16 protein-coding genes are annotated in these 19,332 nt (G+C 45.0%); 13 read left to right on the top strand and 3 right to left on the bottom strand.

Going from position 1 to position 19,332, the window contains the following annotated elements; all coding sequences use genetic code 11:
- Positions 1 to 167 precede the first annotated feature (167 nt).
- From fabB to RJ41_RS15245, 3 genes are all read left to right on the top strand, one after another.
- Positions 168 to 1,382, top strand: a complete 1,215-nt coding sequence (gene fabB, locus RJ41_RS15255; RefSeq protein WP_014949953.1) for a beta-ketoacyl-ACP synthase I — start codon at positions 168 to 170, stop codon at positions 1,380 to 1,382.
- 352 nt (positions 1,383 to 1,734) lie between these two features.
- Positions 1,735 to 1,965, top strand: a complete 231-nt coding sequence (locus RJ41_RS15250; RefSeq protein WP_039222680.1) for a type II toxin-antitoxin system ParD family antitoxin — start codon at positions 1,735 to 1,737, stop codon at positions 1,963 to 1,965.
- Positions 1,962 to 2,258: a type II toxin-antitoxin system RelE/ParE family toxin gene (locus RJ41_RS15245; protein WP_039222677.1), complete on the top strand. Its 297-nt coding sequence runs from the start codon at positions 1,962 to 1,964 to the stop codon at positions 2,256 to 2,258. The genes RJ41_RS15250 and RJ41_RS15245 overlap by 4 nt, the downstream gene beginning before the upstream one ends.
- A 41-nt stretch (positions 2,259 to 2,299) precedes the next feature.
- Here the strand turns inward: RJ41_RS15245 and RJ41_RS15240 are convergent, their stop codons facing one another.
- Positions 2,300 to 2,989 (bottom strand): Crp/Fnr family transcriptional regulator, encoded by a 690-nt coding sequence (locus RJ41_RS15240; RefSeq protein ID WP_039222674.1) that lies wholly within the window; start codon positions 2,987 to 2,989, stop codon positions 2,300 to 2,302.
- Positions 2,990 to 3,163: 174 nt separating this feature from the next.
- On the opposite strand from RJ41_RS15240, the gene RJ41_RS15235 reads away from it, so the two are divergent.
- The 10 genes from RJ41_RS15235 to purF all read left to right on the top strand — a co-directional run bounded on the left by RJ41_RS15235 (position 3,164) and on the right by purF (position 17,537).
- Complete coding sequence (locus tag RJ41_RS15235; RefSeq protein WP_039222671.1) at positions 3,164 to 3,919, top strand: class II aldolase/adducin family protein; 756 nt, start codon at positions 3,164 to 3,166, stop codon at positions 3,917 to 3,919.
- A gap of 238 nt (positions 3,920 to 4,157) precedes the next feature.
- The gene (locus RJ41_RS15230; protein ID WP_039222668.1) at positions 4,158 to 5,360 is read left to right on the top strand and encodes a 4-phosphoerythronate dehydrogenase; all 1,203 of its coding nucleotides are present in this window, start codon (positions 4,158 to 4,160) and stop codon (positions 5,358 to 5,360) included.
- 28 nt (positions 5,361 to 5,388) lie between these two features.
- Positions 5,389 to 6,405: an aspartate-semialdehyde dehydrogenase gene (locus RJ41_RS15225; protein ID WP_014979671.1), complete on the top strand. Its 1,017-nt coding sequence runs from the start codon at positions 5,389 to 5,391 to the stop codon at positions 6,403 to 6,405.
- Positions 6,406 to 6,902: 497 nt separating this feature from the next.
- Positions 6,903 to 11,198: a FimV/HubP family polar landmark protein gene (locus RJ41_RS15220; protein ID WP_039222664.1), complete on the top strand. Its 4,296-nt coding sequence runs from the start codon at positions 6,903 to 6,905 to the stop codon at positions 11,196 to 11,198.
- 204 nt (positions 11,199 to 11,402) lie between these two features.
- Complete coding sequence (gene truA / locus RJ41_RS15215; protein WP_039222661.1) at positions 11,403 to 12,194, top strand: tRNA pseudouridine(38-40) synthase TruA; 792 nt, start codon at positions 11,403 to 11,405, stop codon at positions 12,192 to 12,194.
- Between the two features lie 309 nt (positions 12,195 to 12,503).
- Positions 12,504 to 13,349, top strand: coding sequence for an acetyl-CoA carboxylase, carboxyltransferase subunit beta (gene accD / locus RJ41_RS15210; RefSeq protein WP_014949945.1), 846 nt, complete (start codon positions 12,504 to 12,506; stop codon positions 13,347 to 13,349).
- A complete protein-coding gene (folC, locus tag RJ41_RS15205; RefSeq protein ID WP_039222658.1) occupies positions 13,349 to 14,680 on the top strand; it encodes a bifunctional tetrahydrofolate synthase/dihydrofolate synthase in 1,332 nt (443 codons plus the stop codon). The genes accD and folC overlap by 1 nt, the downstream gene beginning before the upstream one ends.
- Before the next feature lie 46 nt (positions 14,681 to 14,726).
- On the top strand, positions 14,727 to 15,350 hold the full coding sequence (locus tag RJ41_RS15200; RefSeq protein WP_039222656.1) for an SPOR domain-containing protein: 624 nt from the start codon (positions 14,727 to 14,729) through the stop codon (positions 15,348 to 15,350).
- A 160-nt stretch (positions 15,351 to 15,510) separates the two neighbouring features.
- Positions 15,511 to 15,999 carry a CvpA family protein gene (locus RJ41_RS15195; RefSeq protein WP_014998799.1) on the top strand — a complete coding sequence of 163 codons (489 nt, stop codon included), beginning with the start codon at positions 15,511 to 15,513 and terminating at the stop codon, positions 15,997 to 15,999.
- A gap of 14 nt (positions 16,000 to 16,013) precedes the next feature.
- Positions 16,014 to 17,537 (top strand): amidophosphoribosyltransferase, encoded by a 1,524-nt coding sequence (purF, locus tag RJ41_RS15190; protein WP_039222653.1) that lies wholly within the window; start codon positions 16,014 to 16,016, stop codon positions 17,535 to 17,537.
- A 76-nt stretch (positions 17,538 to 17,613) separates the two neighbouring features.
- On the opposite strand, the gene RJ41_RS15185 is transcribed toward purF, so the two are convergent.
- Positions 17,614 to 18,213 (bottom strand): Yip1 family protein, encoded by a 600-nt coding sequence (locus tag RJ41_RS15185; RefSeq protein WP_014949940.1) that lies wholly within the window; start codon positions 18,211 to 18,213, stop codon positions 17,614 to 17,616.
- Between the two features lie 208 nt (positions 18,214 to 18,421).
- Positions 18,422 to 19,204, bottom strand: coding sequence for a tRNA isopentenyl-2-thiomethyl-A-37 hydroxylase MiaE (gene miaE, locus RJ41_RS15180; RefSeq protein WP_039222649.1), 783 nt, complete (start codon positions 19,202 to 19,204; stop codon positions 18,422 to 18,424).
- Positions 19,205 to 19,332 lie beyond the last annotated feature (128 nt).

The following is a 19,332-nucleotide window of genomic DNA, read 5'->3' as shown; positions in this document are numbered from 1 at the left end:
GAAAAAGAAGGGAAGTGGGAAACTACCTGTTTATACACATAAGCCCAGAATTGAAACAGGTACTGCAGCGCTTAATTTTGGATAAATTGAGTATGGCAATTGGCAGAGCAGACCACTTTACCATTCAAAATCGTTACCATAAGCCGCAACAACGCAAAGGGTAAACTATGAGAAGAGCAGTTATCACCGGTCTTGGTATCGTATCAAGCATCGGCGTAAATAAAGAAGACGTACTTGCTTCACTTAAAGCGGGTAAGTCTGGAATTACATTTTCAGAACAGTTCGCCGAAATGGGCCTTCGCAGCCAAGTTTGGGGCAACATCGACATCGATTTGAAAGACCATATTGACCGTAAAGCTATGCGCTTTATGGGCGATGCGGCAGGCTACGCATACGTGGCGATGCAACAAGCCATTGCAGACTCTGGTTTAGAAGAAAGCGACATTTCAAACGAGCGCACAGGTATTATTGCTGGCTCAGGTGGCGCGTCTTCTGAAAACCAAGTGCTTTCTGCTGATATTCTTCGCGAAAAAGGCGTTAAGCGTGTTGGTCCATACATGGTTCCCCGCTGTATGGCGTCTACGGTATCGGCTTGCCTAGCGACACCGTTTAAAATTCGCGGCGTGAACTATTCAATTGCTTCTGCGTGTGCAACTAGTGCCCACTGTATTGGTAATGCGCTAGAGCTTATTCAGCTTGGTAAGCAAGACGTAGTATTCGCCGGTGGCGGTGAAGAATTACATTGGTCACTATCAAGCCAATTCGACGCTATGGGGGCACTAAGCTCTAAATATAACGACAATCCTGCCGTTGCATCACGTACTTATGACGCAGCACGCGACGGCTTTGTAAGTTCTGGCGGCGGCGGTATGGTTGTTGTTGAAGAACTTGAGCACGCGCTTGCACGCGGCGCAAAAATCTACGGCGAAGTTGTAGGTTACGGCGCTACATCAGATGGTTTCGACATGGTTGCACCGTCGGGTGAAGGCGCAATTCGCTGTATGAAGATGGCAATGCAAAATATCGATGCGCCTATCGATTACTTAAATACTCACGGCACATCAACGCCAGTAGGTGACGTGAAAGAACTTGCCGCTATTCAAGAAGTGTTTGGTCAAGCAGGTGTGCCGATTAGTGCAACCAAGTCGCTGACAGGCCACGCACTAGGAGCTGCGGGTGTAAACGAAGCTATTTACAGCTTGTTGATGATGGAGAATAACTTTATTGCGCCATCAATTAACATCGACACTCTGGACGACGCGGCACAAGGTCTAGATATTGTTACCCAAGCACGTGAAGCAACATTAAACACTATTATGTCTAACAGCTTTGGCTTCGGCGGCACTAACGCAACGCTTGTTATGCAGCGTTATAACGGCTAATTGAAACCGCTTGAACCAGTGAACTTTTTTAGCTTCAGTTAAGAAGTTTCAAAGAAGACAAAAGGGCGTAAACCTGAGCACTGTGTGGGCTTGTGTTTACGCCTTTTTTTATTGCTGTTTTTTGATTAAACCTGTGTTTTCAGAAGCAGCCGCTCAAGCGATTGTAATTGTGTGTTTTGTCCGTGAATCAGAATGTCAAACTTTTATTAAGCGCAATATTTCGAGTGGCGCTAAATTTGTCGTTCAACTAAGTGCTCTGAGTTATCGGTTAAACCTAACTTTCATTATTTAATTGGCAATCTTTATCAATGTTTGCCATAAATTTAGGGTGGTGAACATTCGGAAATAGACAATGGCAACTTTAAATGTGTCGCTTCCTGACGAAATGCGTACGTGGATTGATGAACAAGTAAAAACTGGCAAATTTGCTAATGCTAGTGATTATATTCGCGATTTAGTACGTCGCAATCAGAGTGAGCTAGAGGCAATTAGCTTAGCTCTCATAGAAGGTGAATTGAGTGGGAAAAGTGATAAGAATGTTTTAGATATTATTCAAGCTAAGAAAACTCGAGCCTCAGAATGAATAAATATACCCTCTCTAATAAAGCAGAGGAAGATATCTCCGGGATTTACGATTATTCAGCCAATATTCATGGCGTAACTCAAGCTGAAGCCTATCTTGTTGCCCTACACGAAGCTCTAGTTATTCTGGCGGAAAAACCTAGTTTCGGTACTTCAGCAGAGTATATCAGAAAGAATTACTTTCAACTGCCAGTTCATAGGCACATGGTCTTCTTTAAAAAAGTCGATGACGGTACTTTCGTCATTAGGGTACTTCATCAACAGATGAAATACTCTATACATCTATGCGATTGAAATACGAAGGAAAGACCCAGTAATGTGGCGGAAGCGTCAAGTTAAATAAACTGATAACGACTAAACAAGGTATCTGGCTCGGGAATAGTGATTTTCCCGTAATGCCGTTTTACCAAACCTTCTTGTTGAAGTTCACCTAATAACTGGTTCACCGTCTGCCTACTGCTATTTATCATTTGCGCCAAAGACTCTTGCGAAAGCGTAAGTGTAATCGCGTTATGTTTGGGCAAATGCTGACCATAGCTGGTGGTAAGCATTAAAAGCCGTTTTACCAGCTGGTGCTTAAGGCTAAGACCTGCGCTTGAGTCAATAAATTGAAACGCGCTGCGCACTCGTGTGCATAAAAGGCGGGTGAAATGCGGGTAGAGTTCAGGGAACTGCTCAAGCAGTGCTTTAAACGCGTTCTTTTGAATAATCGCCACCGTGCAATTTGTCTCACAGAAGTTGTCGTGAGTGCGAGGAAGATCGTCAAACATCGATATTTCACCAAACCAGGTGCCGGGCCCAAGCAACGCGAATAGCATCTCTCGACCATCTACCCCCACAGTAACCACTCTTAAACGGCCTTCGCATACGCCATAAAAACCGACACCGTCTTCACCTTTGGCATGCAGTTGCTGCCCAGCTTTTAAGTGTTTTAGACGCATCTTGTCGAACATGGCTTTCTGCAAATAGGGTGGAAGCGCGCTAAACCAAGTAGAGCTAGCGAGAACAGGTTTAAATTTTTCCATTTAACAAATTTCTTACACTGTCGTATATCCGACAGTGTATAGCAATTACTGCGCGTAATGTAGGCGTTAAGAGAGAGTAAGTGGAAGTTTCATTGAAATGTTCAAGGTATCGAGCCTTCCACCTAGGACTCCCGCCCCAAATGAAATTAATTTGTACGTTAAAAGAGTAAAGCTATGACAGATTCAGTAAAGTCGAAAGTTAGCAGTGAAGAATGGCAAACCCGTGTTGATCTAGCCGCATGCTACCGCGCAGTTGCTATGTATGGTTGGGACGATCTTATTTTTACCCATATTTCTGCTCGTGTTCCTGGGCCTGACCATCATTTCTTGATTAATCCCTACGGTTTAATGTTTGATGAAGTTACGGCATCAAGCTTGGTTAAAGTTGATCTTCACGGTAACAAAGTAATGGAAAGTGAATACGACATTAACCCAGCAGGTTTTACCATTCATAGCGCCGTTCATGAGGCTAGAGACGATGCAAAGTGCGTGTTGCACTTGCATACAGCAGAAGGCGTGGCGGTATCCATTTTAGAAGAAGGGCTGCAGCCATACTCGCAACAGTCGCTTTTTCCGCTGGCGTCGCTTTCCTATCATGCCTACGAAGGCGTGGCCCTAAACCCAGACGAAAAAGCACGTTTGGTTCGCGACCTAGGCGATACCCAATTTATGATTTTGCGCAATCACGGGCTTTTAACCTGTGCAGACAATATTCCCGATGCATTCTTGTTTATGTTTATTATGCAGCGCGCCTGTGAGATTCAGTTAAAAGCGCAGGCCACAGGCAAACCGCTTATTCCAATTCATTCGGCAATTCTAGATGGCATTCGTACACAAGCCGATCAAGTCACCCGGCAGGCTGGTGGTTCGTTAGCATGGCCGGGTATTAAACGACGCGTTGAACGCCGTTTCCCTGGATATGACAAGTAACGACGTGAAGTTTAACGTTATCTAATACGATGATCGTAACGGATGAAGTGGACAAAAAACGTGAGCTAAAGCGGTTTGCTTCAAGCGTTCCCGTGTTAAAGGATTGTATGAACTTCGGCCGTCTCTTTAATGTTGCGGCCAAACGTGCATCAAAATGACGTAAATTAAACGAATCACCGATAAGATAAATCAAGGGCGCTGGGTTACTAAAAGCCTAAGTTAAGGTACACTTAGCGCCATGAAAATACTTCTTGAAGACACCATTCCGTTTGGCACCGATTACCTTAATAGCGTAGGTGAGGTTGAAACCTATGCATGGCAATCTCTTGTGCCTGAAATGCTGCGCGATGTAGATATTCTTGCGCTGCGTTCTACCACCAAGGTTACCCCTGAACTGCTGACTAAGGCTAACAAGCTTAAGTTTGTTACTACGGCAACGGCGGGAACCAATCATCTAGATAAAACGCATTTAGATAGCGTGGGTATTATGCATAGCAGTGCAGCAGGCTGTAATGCTGTTGCGGTTGCCGAGTACGTGTTAAGTGTTTTGCTGCACGCGCAAAAGGCCCAAAAGCTCGATTTATATAATGCGACAGTGGGAATAGTAGGTGCTGGTAATGTGGGAACTGCATTATCAAGAATTTTAACGGCAATTGGCGTTAACCACTATCTGTACGACCCACCGCTACAGAAAACGCTAGCAAAATCTGGTAAGAAGGAGCATAACGGTCAGTCATTTGTAGACTTAGCGCAAATAGCAAAGTGCGATGTTATCTCGCTTCACGTGCCTTTTATTAAAGGCGGTGAATATCCTACATATCAGATGATAGATAAGGCGTTTCTTGAAGGATTAACGTCAAACCAGCTGCTTATAAATGCATGCCGGGGTGAGGTTATTGATGAAGTGGCACTACTTAGTGTACTTCAAGGGGAAAAACCGCCAATGGTGGTACTCGACGTATTCGATAATGAGCCTGCCATAAATACAGCATTATTTGACTATGTTTGGTTCGTTACACCACATATCGCGGGGCATTCTGTAGAAGGCAAAGTGCGCGGTACGCAAATGATTTACGAGCAAATTTGTGACGTAGTGGGCAAAGCCCCAGACAAAGTGCTTAGCGATTTTTTAGAAAAAAACAACCCAATCAAAGCTGCGTTAAATTCGCCTGAGGCGTCGCGGTTGTCGATTGAGGATCTCATTGCTGTATTCCACGATGTGTATGATGTAGCTATTGACGATGAGATAATGCGAAACGCGTTTGCGTCAGGCCATAATGAAACGCCAGAGACACACATAGCAAATACGTTCTCTACATTGCGCAAGCAATACAGAGTGCGTCGCGAGTGCAGCGCCTATGCGTTACACTTGCCAAAAAACACCAGTAAGCAAATCCAAGACACATTCACCAAACTGGGCTTTCACGTTAGCCTGGTTTAGTTTTTTTACATTAGGAGCATAAAGCATTATGTCGCAAGCGTTTGACGTAGCGGTACTTGGCGCCACAGGTTTAGTGGGCCAAACCATGATTGAACTATTAGAAGAGCGAGACTTTCCGGTAAACCGTTTGTATCCGCTTGCCAGTAAACGTTCAGCAGGTAGTACCGTGTCGTTTAAAGGCGAAGACATTGAAGTATTAGATGCTGATGATTTCGATTGGTCATTAGTGCAATTTGGCTTTTTCTCAGCCGGAGGCAGCATTTCTGCAAAATTTGCGCCGTTAGCGGCAGAGGAAGGCTGTATTGTTATCGACAATACTTCAGAGTTTCGTTACGAGCCAGATATCCCACTTGTGGTGCCAGAAGTTAACGCCCATGCACTGGCAGAGTTTCGCAATAGAAACATTATTGCGAACCCAAATTGCTCAACCATTCAAATGTTGGTTGCACTTAAACCTATTCAAGACGCGGTTGGTATTGACCGTATTAACGTGTGCACATATCAGTCAGTTTCTGGTGCAGGTAAAGAAGCCATGGAAGAGCTGGCTAAACAAACCGCAGGTTTGCTGAACGCACGTGAAGTAAAGCCAGAATCGTTTAGTCGCCAAATTGCCTTTAACGTTATCCCTCAAATCGACGTATTCCAAGACAATGACTACACCAAAGAAGAAATGAAAATGCTGTGGGAAACCCAAAAAATCATGGGCGATCAGAGTATTTTGGTAAACGCGACGGCTGTGCGCGTGCCGGTTTTCTACGGTCATGCTGAAGCCATTCACTTAGAAACGCGTTCGCCAATAGATGCGCAGCATGTTAAAGAGCTTTTAGCCGATGCGCCGGGCGTAACAGTTTACGACGGAAATGAGCAATTCCCAACGCAAGTAAGCAGCGCTAGCGGCAACGACATTGTGCATGTGGGTCGTATCAGGAATGATATTACTCATCCTTGTGGTTTGAATTTGTGGGTGGTGTCGGACAACATTCGTAAGGGAGCAGCGACAAACAGCATTCAAATTGCTGAGACACTTATTCGCGACTACTTGTAAGCATTCTACAGAGGTTCCGCCTCTGATTAATCGGATAAGCACAGGAAAAGGTAAACATTTTTCTGTGCTTGCCGATACGCAATGAAAGGGCGATTCCTGTTGCAATAAGACAGCACTATTCAATGGGATAGAAAGACAGCACTTGAAGCTACTAGATGGCGGCTTTTAGCTAAAATTTGGGCAATAGAGAGGTTCAATACTACTGTCTAACTAGATCACCCTTAATAACTGGTTTATAGTTTGTAAAGTTAGGAATAGAACAACGTTAAAAACAATACTCAGTCAGACACTTAGGCGAAGGGTAAGAACTCTAAAAAGCGCAAATAAATCTTACTGCTAAGTTCATAAAGACTGTAAAACGCTAGCTTGATTATTAATGGTTTCAAGGTGGCTTAAGAATAAAAATAAAAGCCAATATTTTCTTCCGTACTGATTGGCTAGAAAATCCGCCCATACGTCTCGGGTGGTAAAGACGCTTGAGGGCATATAGGACTGCTATGAAATTGCATTTGACGGGCTTACTTTTACTAACACTTTGTTTGTCTGGCCCTATTATCACTGTAGATGCACAAGAACGCGCTACCTTCTTAAAAGGTCCCAAAGACGCAACTGATCAGCATTCGGGCCTAGAATATGGCCCTATCGACGCCAACGACACCTTATGGCGTATTGCCGAGCGCTATCGCCAAAACAATAACTTGAGCGTATATCAGGTTATGAGCGCCATTTACGAGCTCAACCCAAACGCATTCGAAAATGGCAATTTAAATTTATTAGTTGATGGTGCGGTATTAAAGTTACCATCAGAGCGATATATCGCCAGAATTGATAAGCAAAAAGCCCAGATGCGCGCTGAGCAGGATGATAGAGCATTTGCTGAAATGCTTAATAAGCCCGGCAGTAGCGTAAGAAATATCAAGCCTGCATCGCCTTTAGTCAATCAACAAGACTTAACGCAAACCCAAACTGATATTGAACAAAAAATCACTCGCTTAGATCAGGAGCAAACCCGACAATTTGACGAGCTGCGTATGCAATTTGCAGCCTCACTGGAAAATGTTGAAGCTATTCTTAACGAAAACAGACGCTTGTACGAGCGTGTTGAGGCCGTTAATGGCGAGCTAGAAACCTTGCGTGGACAAGTGGAAGGTGATGTTAAGAGCCAACTTGATATGCAAGTGGCGCTTCAGCAAGAATTGCTCGACATGATCAAGGCCGAGCAAGCGCAGCGCGAAGCAGAAAAGCAGTCTTCGTTTTTAAGCGCACTTACCAGCCCACTGAGTCTAATTATAGGCTCTGCAATTCTGTCACTATTGTTAGTAGGTGGCCTTATCCTGTGGCTGCTAAAACGTAATAGTAAGCCTGAAGAAGCGCCTGCAGCTGCCCCGACAATTACAGCTGATGATGATGAAGTGCCGGTACCTGATTCTGACATTGGCGATCTATCAAGCGCATTGGCATCCGATTTTGATGATAAAGCAGAGTTATCAGATGACGATTTATTTAATGACGACGACTTGCTCGATGACGTACTTACCTCAGATTTAGAAGAAAGCCTAGATGATGAGCTAGAAACCTTCGCCGACCTTGAAGACGATATGTTGGTGCCAGACGAAGGCGGTGATGACTTGTTTGAAGCTGGCGATGGTGAGCTTGATCAAAGTGAACTAGATAGCCTGTTCGATGACGATGACCTGTCAGATAAAGTATTAAACGAAAACGACGCTGACGACCTTGAAGGCTTCGACCTGTCAGGGGATGACGACATCTTTGATGAAGATGCTGCCGATGAAAACGAGCCAAAGGCGGAAGTTGCTGACGAGGCTGCATCGACAGATGACGATGATTTTGACATTGATGACTTGCTTGATGATGTACAAAGCCAAGACGCGGCAGAACTTGAGAGTGATGAGCTAGATGAGTCGGGCGATGTAGACCCTGACGACATACTGGCTGAGGTTAACGGAACCGCTGAATCTGACAATGTTGATGAAGACGATATAGACGCGTTGCTTGCCAGCTCGGTTGATGATTTATCTGACGCTGACGAAGAGACAGAAAGTGTTTCATCTTTGCCAACCATAGAAGATGAGGACGATAAGCCTGAAATCAGTATTGACGATTTGCTAGAAGAGCACGGCGTTGATGCAGGTCTAACTGATGAGCTAGATAGCAACGATGACCTTATCAATGAGGATATGCTGAGCAAGCTCGACGACGAAATTAATCAGCAAAATAAAGAAATTGATAAAATCACCGACGATTTGTTAAATGAAATTGAGCAAATCGAAATGATGGGTGACCTAGGTGAAGAAGATGACGAAGACGAGGATGATCTTGAGGAAGAAATAACAACTTCTTCGCCGTCGCCGCAGTCTATTCAGAGTCTTGATGCCATTACCGACGATTTAGACGAAATAGTCACCGACGAAATCGAAACTAACGCGGACTTCAGTGACCCTCTTTCCGATGAGCTTATTGCTGAGCTACAGGCGGAAGATGAGCTTGCTGAAGAGCCTTCAGCGGATCAAGAGCCCTCAGCGGATCAAATGCCTTCTGATATAGAGCTTGATGAAAGCGCTTCTAGCGAGTTACCTACTCAATCTAATGAGGACGGTGATTTTGACGATCCGTTTACTGATGAACTACTTGCAGAACTTGAAGCAGAGTTAGATGGCGAGCCTGAAGTTAGTCCAGAAGCTCACGATGAAGACGTAGACCTTGAAACGCCTGAAAGCGATGAAGAAGTTGCGAGCGAAGATGATTTCAGCGACCCGTTAACTGATGAGTTGCTTGCTGAACTAGAAGCTGAAGAATCTAAAAGCAGTGAAGATGTAGATTTGCTGACAGACGAGCTACTTTCTGAGCTTGAGTCTGAAATAGAACCAGATGATGAAACAGATGCAGAGTTCGAACCTGAAGTCGAGTTTGAGTCAGAACCAGAAGCTGAGCTAGAAGCTGACTTTGAAGATGAAGTAGAACTTGAGACGGAAGCCGAAGGTGAACCGAAGTCAGAACCAGAGCCAGATCTTGGCACCGAAGTAGAAGAAGAACAAGACGCTGAGCTTGATTCTGAACTAGAAGCGGAACTGGAGTCTGAGCCTGAGCCAGAATCAGAGCTAGAATTTGAATCTGAGCCTGAGCTTGAATCTGAATTAGAACAGGATATCGACTCTGAAACAGAACAAGACCTAGAACCAGAAGAAAAAGTTGAACCTGAAACTGAAGCCGACTTGGAAGATGAAGTAGAGCTTGAGGCGGAAGCCGAGTCAGAATCAGAATTTGGCACTGAAGTAGATGCAGAACAAGACACTGAGATTGAGCCTGAATTAGAGGCGGAACTTGAATCTGAACCTGAAGCCGACTCGGAAGATGAAGTAGAGCTAGAACCTGAAGCCGAGGCAGAACTAGAGCCAGAAACAGACGTAGAGCCAGAGCTCGACGCTGTCGTTGAAGACGCTGAAGAAAAGGCAGGGCAAACGTCAGACGATCCACTAGATGATGCTATTGAAGCGTTTGAAAGACAGATGATGGATGATATTCCTTCGTTCAGTCAGATGGATACGGAAGAGCCTTTAGCTGATGAAGAGTCATTAGCGCAGGAAAAGCCCTCAGCGCTATCAGAGCCAGCGGAAGATGCTTCAGCAGAAGACAGTGATGAATACGACGACAGCCTGTTAAATGCCGCGTATGACGAAGTAGAAAGCTTTGAATTAGAGCAAGAAATTGACGGTGTAGTAGACGGTGAAGATGACGAAATATCATCAGAATCTAGTGCTGCTGAAGAATCGAGTTCACCTGAAGAAACTGATTTAAACCAAAGCGATTCAGATAAGAACAGCGAAGAAGACTTTAACGAACTTGACGATGTTCCAGGCCTTGATGACTGGCTGTCTGCTTCCGATGACGACGATCATGTAGACGACAACGAGATTCTTGACGATCTTGACAGTGCGGAATTCGATGAGCTTCTTCAAAGTCTTGAGTCAGACACCATAGTCGATACTAGTGATGTCGACACCAGTGAAATTGAAAGTGATGACGACGGTCAGGAGCCAGAAGAATCTTTGGCAGAGAGTGAAGAAGGTACTTTCGAACTTGAGCAGGAAGATGATGAAGCCACTTTCGAGTTAGAAGAGAGTGACGACAACCTTGGATTCAACGAAAGCGATGATACGTTTGAACTAGACGAAGAAGATGAAACCTTTGAGCTAGACGAAGATGGTGCTTTTGAGTCTGAGCAAGAAGACGACGAAGATACTTTCGCCCTTGAAGAAGATGATTCGGAGCTTGCATTAGACGACCTTGAAATTCCAGATGATGTGGAATTGGATATTGCCACACCAACTGAAATTGAAGAGAACGAACAAGAGGCTCAATCCGCTGAGACTGAAAAGGCTCAAGAGGATGACCTTAAACTCGATAACCCTGATTTAGATCTCGCTGCTTTACTTAGTGATGTCGACGGGGAAAGTGACGCGCAAACGCCTCCAGACGACTTCCTTGATGTAGAGGCTTTGATGGACGATGGCGATGATGCAGACGCTATTGACCCAGATAGCCAAGCACTAGATCTTGATGTGAGTTTATCTGATTTCACAGGTGTATCTGATGAAGACAAGGTGATTGATATAGATAAAGACGCAGGACAAAACGCTAACTTGGATTTGGCCCGTGCCTATATTGAAATGGACGATGTAGACGCTGCGAAAGAGTTACTTGAAGAAGTGATGGAAGAGGGTAGCGAAGAGCAAAAACAGGAAGCTGCAGCGATTTTAGCGAATATTGCCTAAGTAATCTTTACGGACCCACACAATAGATTGTTCGCCAGACATAATGAACGGCCTGTGTATTTACAAGATACGCAGGCCGTTTTTGGTTTAGGTGATGTACATTTATTTTCTATGACCTAAAAGGGTTTTGCGTATTAGTGGCATTGCATGTTGCAAGCGACATGACTACACTTAGCGCCTTTTAAGAAACAGGGTAAAACAGATATGGGGCGAATTGCCTTAGGGATTGAATACGACGGTGCTGCTGTATACGGATGGCAACGCCAGCGTGAAGTACCAAGTGTTCAAGAACATCTTGAAAAGGCACTATCGACAGTAGCCAACCAACCCATTGAAGTGCAATGCGCTGGACGTACCGATGCTGGTGTACACGCTACTGGGCAAGTAGTTCACTTTAACTGCGATGCACCACGCTCAGAGCGCGCTTGGACACTCGGTGTTAATGCGAACCTACCAAATTCTGTTGCGGTTACTTGGGCAAAGAACGTCAGTGATGACTTCCATGCGCGTTTTTCTGCTACCCATCGCCGCTATCGTTACGTTATTCATAATGCGAAAATGCGCCCAGCTATTCTCCATTCCGGTGTTACCCATATTCACCGCGAACTAGATGAGAAAAAAATGCATGTTGCCGCACAAGCGTTGCTAGGCGAACAAGATTTTACCTCGTTTCGCGCAGCGCTTTGCCAAAGTAAAACACCATTTCGCAACGTTACTGATGTAAGCGTATATCGCCAAGGGCGATACGTTATTATCGATATTCGCGCTAATGCTTTCTTGCATCATATGGTTCGCAATATCACGGGCGCGCTTGTTGAGATTGGGGCAGGGGAGCAAGACGTAAATTGGATAGCTCACTTGTTAAGTCTGAAAGACAGAAGTAAATCTGCAGCCACGGCGAAGCCAAATGGGTTGTACTTGGTCGACGTCACTTACCCTGACGAGTATGGTTTACCTAAGCCGCCTTTAGGACCACTATTCCTTCCAGAAGCCTAATCTATCTACCTTCGCCTTTAAATTTTTCAATCTGAGTTAACTGCACATGGGCTAGCAGTTAATTCAGGTTGTATTGAAGCGTGTATCTTCAAATCATCCCTTGCCAACTTCTAAGACCAGTTTTGTTTTTTCCATTTCGTTGTATTGTGGTCTAATAGCGCGCTATATTAGGTAGCTGTTCTATTGTGTTACGTATTTTTTCTTTGTAATACAGTATGAAACTTAAAAAATTAATGTGTTGTTGACCACAAGTATGAACAAACATCAATCGTCATGGTCGACAAACAAAAAACAAAGGATTCAATTTCCATGAGCTGGATTCAAAAAATTCTTCCTCGCACGCAAACATCAACCAAAGGTAACGTACCAGAAGGTATCTGGACGAAGTGTGGTTCATGCCAAGCAGTGCTGTATAAGAGCGAACTGGAAAAACTTCAGGAAGTTTGCCCTAAATGCGACCATCACATGCGTATTACGGCGCGCCGCCGTATCGATGCGTTCTTAGACGATGGCGATCGCGTTGAGTTAGGTGCAGAGCACGAACCACAAGACGTACTTAAATTCAAAGACTCTAAGCGTTATAAAGACCGTATTGTTGCTGCACAGAAGGCAACAAACGAAAAAGACGCACTAGTGGTAATGCAGGGCAAGCTAAAAGGTATGCCGGTAGTGGTTGCGTGTTTTGAGTTTGCGTTTATGGGCGGCTCAATGGCATCGGTAGTAGGTGCTCGCTTCGTTGCTGCTGTGAATGCATGCTTAGAAAACGATATGCCGCTTATTTGCTTTAGTGCAAGTGGTGGTGCGCGAATGCAAGAAGCATTAATGTCGCTAATGCAAATGGCTAAAACATCTGCAGCGCTTGCCAAAATGAGTAAGAAAGGCCTGCCTTATATCAGTGTACTTACAGACCCTACAATGGGTGGTGTATCTGCAAGCTTGGCAATGCTTGGTGACGTAAACGTAGCCGAGCCAAAAGCACTAATCGGCTTCGCGGGTCCTCGCGTAATCGAACAAACAGTAAGAGAAAAGCTGCCTGAAGGTTTCCAACGCAGTGAATTCCTTGTTGAAAAAGGTGCAATTGATATGATTGTTGACCGCAGAGATATGCGTGATAGATTACACAGCCTGTTGGTTAAGTTGCATTATAAGAATTAGTGAATAACGAAAACAATCTAAATACTGGCTCAGCGCCACACGCACAAGACGCCTCAGCGTCTTCACCTTCGCAAAAAAGCCTGAGCCAATGGTTATCCTACCTAGAATCTATTCATCCTAGCGCCATCGATATGGGGCTAGACAGAGTGAAAGCGGTGGCCAATGCCATGGGACTTTCACTTCGCCAGTCTTTAGTTATTACTGTTGCAGGCACTAACGGTAAAGGCACAACGTGTCGCTTACTCGAACAGGCCATGCTATCGCAAGGAAAAAGTGTTGCGGTATACAGTTCACCCCATTTAACCGACTATCGTGAACGCGTGCGCTACAACGGCGAATTACCGCCTGCGAATGAATTTGTAAATGCATTTGAGTTTGTTGAAAACGCGCGGAAAGACACGGGTAGCGAACCTATTACCTTAACTTACTTTGAGTTTGGTACGCTGGCTGCAATGAAAATGATGCAGTCATGGGCTGTTGATGTGATCATTCTTGAAGTAGGCCTGGGTGGACGATTGGATGCCACCAACATTATTGATCCTGACCTTGCTGTTATTACAACTATCGATCTTGACCATCAAGATTGGCTTGGCAATACCCGCGAAAAAATCGCTCGAGAAAAAGCGGGGATCATGCGCAAAAACGGTAATGCTGTGGTTGGTGAGCTGTTTCCTCCATCATCGCTTTACGATGTTGCAAACGAGCTACAAGCTAACGTACGTTGGGCTACACAAGATTTCGAAACAGTGGTAGCAAGTGATTACAGTGAGTGGAGCTGGAAAGGGAAGAGCAATAGTTATACGTCGCTACCTTACCCTAAAATTCCGCTTCAAAATGCGAGTACTGCGTTGGCCGCACTGGAGCTACTAGATTTACTGCCCGAAGAAAGCGTGGTAAGAGATATTATTGAGAACACCACCATGCCGGGGCGCCAGCAGACTATCAGTGATTCCCCGTTAGTCGTTGTAGACGTTGCCCATAATCCACAAGCGACGACAGCTATGCAAGATTGGCTAAACCGTTACGATGTAAGCCAAATGCGCGTTGTGGTGGGCATGCTAAAAGATAAGTCTATTGCAGAGACCTTAGCGCCACTGGCGACACTTAATGCCAAGTGGTACGTAGCGTCAACGAGTGGTCCTCGGGGCTGCAAGGCAGAAGTACTTGAAAATGCACTTGTTAATGCCGGCACAACCATAGAGAATATAGACACGTTTCAGGACGTGACCTCGGCATATCAGCGCGCGCTTGCAGATTATCAAACTGGTGAACTTATTCTCGTTTTTGGTTCTTTTGTTACCGTAGCAGACGTGCTTGCTGGGCAAAACTAACACGCGCATTGTAGAGTAAAACCGTGTATTCAAGCAGGAGAGCACAGTGACATCGGCATTAAAGAATAGACTGGTGGGGACAATTATTGTTGTCGCCCTAGCGGTAATCTTTTTACCAGACTTTCTTGATGGCAAAAAGCAAACAAACAGAGAACCTTTTGTCTCTGTACCTGCTAATCCGCCTAAAAAGCCCATCGTAGAGCCAGAATCGTTTCCATCAGAGCGCGTGGCGAAAGCTGCGGTGCCAGCGGTTGAAATTGAAGAAGAAACGGCATTAGATGACGAGCCGGTTTCTTCAGGCGCCGTCGACAATGGCACTTCGGACGAAGCCACTGTTGCAAAAGCGCCTGCGGTTAAGGCCTTTGAAGAAGAGGACAAGTTAGCGAGTCAAACGGTTGTAGACACAAAAAGTGATGCTGCCGACGATGATGCAGGTTGGGTTATTCAACTTGGTAGTTTCCGTCACGAGAAAAACGTGAAGGCACTGCTAGCTAAGCTAGAAAAGGCTGGATATCGCGCATTTAGTCGCAAAATTCAAACCAGCTCTGGCCCGCTCAATAAAGTCTTTGTTGGCCCAGATTTAGACAAGAAAAAACTGGAATCGGCACTACCTCATTTAAAAGAGCTCACGAAACTTAAAGGTAAAGTGACCACGTTCAAAGTTGAGTAACGCGTGGTGTTCATCATGCTTGCGGAATTTACCATGAATGAAGAGGCAGTGATTGGTATTACAGACTAGTAATATTTCTATCTTCTGTTAGAATGCGCGCCATCTCGCCAAAGGCTCGTTGCTTCACAATAAAAAGCAACATCAACGCAATAAAGAGACGATGAACTGGGTAGACTTTTCCATACTGGGTATCATTGCGGTATCTACCTTAATAAGCCTGATCAGAGGGTTTGTTAAAGAAGCCATCTCGCTAGTGGTGTGGTTTGCTGCACTCTTTATTTCAAGCAATTTCTACGCTGACCTTGCCGTTTATTTTACAGCCATTGACGACCCTTATTTAAAAAATGGTGCTGCAATTGCGGCATTGTTTGTCACCACGCTCATTCTGGGCGGCATGATTAATTACGTTATTAGCCAGCTGGTTCAGGCAACAGGGTTGTCTGGCACAGATAGGGCCCTAGGTATAGTTTTTGGTGCACTGCGTGGCGTGCTTATAGTTAGCGCATTGCTCTTTTTTATGGACACCTTCACTGGCGCAGCCTCCTCAGATTGGTGGCAATCATCGGTGCTCATTCCCGAGTTTGGTGTCATCATAGAGTGGTTTTTCAGCTATGTGAAAGACTCCTCCAGTTTCTTAAATCCCGCTTGAAATAGGTAACGCACATGTGTGGTATAGTCGGAATAGTTGGTAAAACGCCCGTAGCTCAGTCACTGTACGACGGTCTAACGGTTATTCAACACCGAGGACAGGATGCCGCAGGCATTATGACTATCGACCAAAATATGTTTAATTTGCGCAAGGCAAATGGTTTGGTTCGAGACGTGTTTCATACCCGCCATATGAAAAGATTGTCTGGCAACATGGGGATTGGTCACGTTCGCTACCCAACTGCGGGTACATCAAGCTCTGCAGAAGCACAACCGTTTTATGTGAACTCGCCGTTTGGTATTGCCTTTGCACATAACGGCAACCTTACCAACGCCCATGAGCTACAGGAAGAAGTGTTCCGCATTGCACGCCGCCACATCAACACCACCTCAGATTCAGAATTATTGCTTAACATTCTTGCGCATGAACTGCAGCAGGTAGCAGGTTTAAGCGTAAGTGCCGAACACATTTTTGAAGTGGTAACGAAAGTTCACAAAAAGATCAGAGGTGCCTACGCAGTCGTTGCGGCGATCATCGGCCAAGGTATTGTAGCGTTTCGCGACCCGCACGGTATTCGTCCTCTAGCACTCGGTAAGCGTATAAGCGAGCTGGGTGAGGAATGGATGGTGGCATCTGAAAGCGTGGCGCTTGATGCTGTTGGCTTCCAGTTTGTGCGCGATGTAATGCCAGGTGAAGCGGTATTTATTACCGAAGAGGGTCAACTGCACACCAGACAGTGCGCCGAGAATCCAGTAACCTCTCCGTGTATCTTTGAGTTTGTTTATTTTGCTCGCCCAGATAGCTTCATAGATGGCATTTCAGTTTATGCATCGCGTGTAAACATGGGCCGTAAGCTAGGTGAAAAAATTAAGCGCGAATGGGCAGATCTGGATATCGACGTGGTTATTCCTATTCCTGAAACGTCGATGGATGTGGCGCTTCAAATCGCGAACACACTGGATTTGCCATATCGCCAAGGCTTCGTTAAAAACCGCTATATTGGTCGTACTTTCATTATGCCTGGCCAAACCATGCGTAAAAAATCAGTACGCCGTAAGCTAAATGCAATCTCATCTGAGTTCAAAGGTAAGAGTGTACTACTTGTCGATGACTCTATCGTGCGCGGCACTACATCGGGTCAAATCATTGAGATGGCGCGTGAGTCAGGTGCGAAGAAAGTATACTTTGCGTCAGCTGCGCCAGAAATTCGTTTCCCAAATGTGTATGGTATTGATATGCCATCGGCAAACGAACTGATTGCTTATGGTCGTGAAATCGATCAAATTGCAGAGCTTATCCAAGCAGATGGCCTTATCTTCCAAGACATTTCTGACTTGGTGGATGCCGTTCGCGAAGAGAACGAAACCATTCAGCGTTTTGAAACGTCAGTGTTTGATGGGAACTATATTACTGCGGATATCGACCAAGAGTACCTTGAGCGAATTGATATGTCGCGCGGTGAAGCGTCAAGAAAAGCGCCAGTGGTACAAGCAGAGCTTAGCAATCTTGATGTGCATAATATTGATGCCGCTGATTAATTTAAGACGCTCTTTGATATAACAAAAAGCCGCTTTTTAAAGCGGCTTTTTTAATGCTTTATTTCAATGAAAGAGGCTAGTGAACAAATACTGGTCCGCCGGACAGTCCCCATACCAAAACTGAACCTGTCATTAGAATAACGAGCAATACTAGCCCACATGTCACTACCGAGCTTGAGTAAATGAACCCTTTATCTTCTGGCATATGCATCAAAATTGGCACGCCAGAGTAGAGCAGGTATACCGAATAGCTAATACCGACTAACAGCGCCGTCATCACCACCCAGAGTTCTGGGTAAAGACCTGCGAAGCCCACCATAAACAACGGTGTAGCCGTGTAGGCCGCAAGTTCCAGCGACTGCGTATAAGTTGGCGTCGCATCAAACGCTTTAGCCAACTCATGAATAAGTACCGCCAATGCGACCACGCCTGCAATTAAGCCAAAATACATGCCTATACCCATCATTATGGCGGTATTTTCGCTAAGGCGAATTATGTCACCTGCGCCGATACTCCAGCCAGTATGGGCACTGGAATAATAGGCCACGAGTGAAGGAATGAGAGATATAAAAGCGATATGGGTAAGCGCGTAAAAATAGGTTTCGTGTTTGGTATCAATGGTTTGCCACTCTTCTTTTGGATGAGTGTAAATACCAATTAAATGATTCAAAATCATAGAGCCCTGCCTTGTTAAACAACGTTATTATTTTAGAAAATATTGTTGTGAGGCAGGGAGAACACACGGACTAACCGTAAAACCAAGGAAACACACACAGCGCAAAGCGCTAAACACTGCCGTTAACAATATGTTTACAAATTGAGTGTGCAGCAGAATTACTAAGCCGTCAATATAAATTGATTAATTTATAAACGGATGCAAAGCGTTAACTTAACCGCGGTGCACCTGAGTGGAAACGCAATTCGTTGTCGTCGCTTTCAATCAGCGATTTTTCAACGCTTCCGAAGTGGGCAACGCGCTCTGAAATATCAGTTTTAGCGATTTGCCCAGCAAGGGTGAGGTAGTCTTCAAAATGTCTGGCTTCTGAACGCAGCAATGACACATAGAACTTACCTAAATCTTCAGAAACATACGGCGCAAGTTTGGCAAAGCGTTCACAGGAGCGCGCTTCAATGTAGGCACCACAAATGAGCTTGTCGACAAGCTTTTCGGGTTCGTACGTGCGTACGTGACGCAATAGGCCATTTGCGTAACGACTGGATGTTACCGACTTATATTCAAACCCCAACTCGTGCATAATTTCTAGCACTTGGTAAAAATGATGAAGCTCTTCTTTAATTAGCATGACCATTTTATCAAGCATGTCTTTTTTAAACGAGTCTAGCCCTTCTGTGTTAAATACATTTTTGGAAAGGTGCTTAGTATTAAGCGATTGCCAATCGCCTTCGTGGCGGTAAGTGAAGTCTTCGTAAGGTTTCAACCAGCCCAGCAACACCTTACTGGTTTCTTCATCGGCCACATAGCGGCGAAGTAGGTACATAGCAGACTGAGCTGCTTTAAGCTCGCAAATTAGGTGGTCAGTAAGGATAACGCGAAGGTTTTCCTCTTTCTGCGCTTCGTCTATCCACGACTGTGGCGTCTCGCAATGTAAAAAGGCATTGATTGGTGAAAGTAGAGACGTGACTTCAGAAGTGGATATTACAGACATGTTGAAACTCAATTTTAAGTGCTACGGTTTTTCAGTTACATTTGAATTTGGCTGCTGCTAACGCTAGTTTCGGCAGTTTCGGTTTATAAAAGCACAAAATTCAGCGTATCTGAATTGGACCGCAATTT

It is taken from the genome of Alteromonas marina, from assembly GCF_000808575.1.
GTDB lineage: Bacteria > Pseudomonadota > Gammaproteobacteria > Enterobacterales > Alteromonadaceae > Alteromonas > Alteromonas marina_A.
Note: the sequence above shows the minus strand (reverse complement) of the source record. Positions and strands in the feature narration are given on the sequence as shown.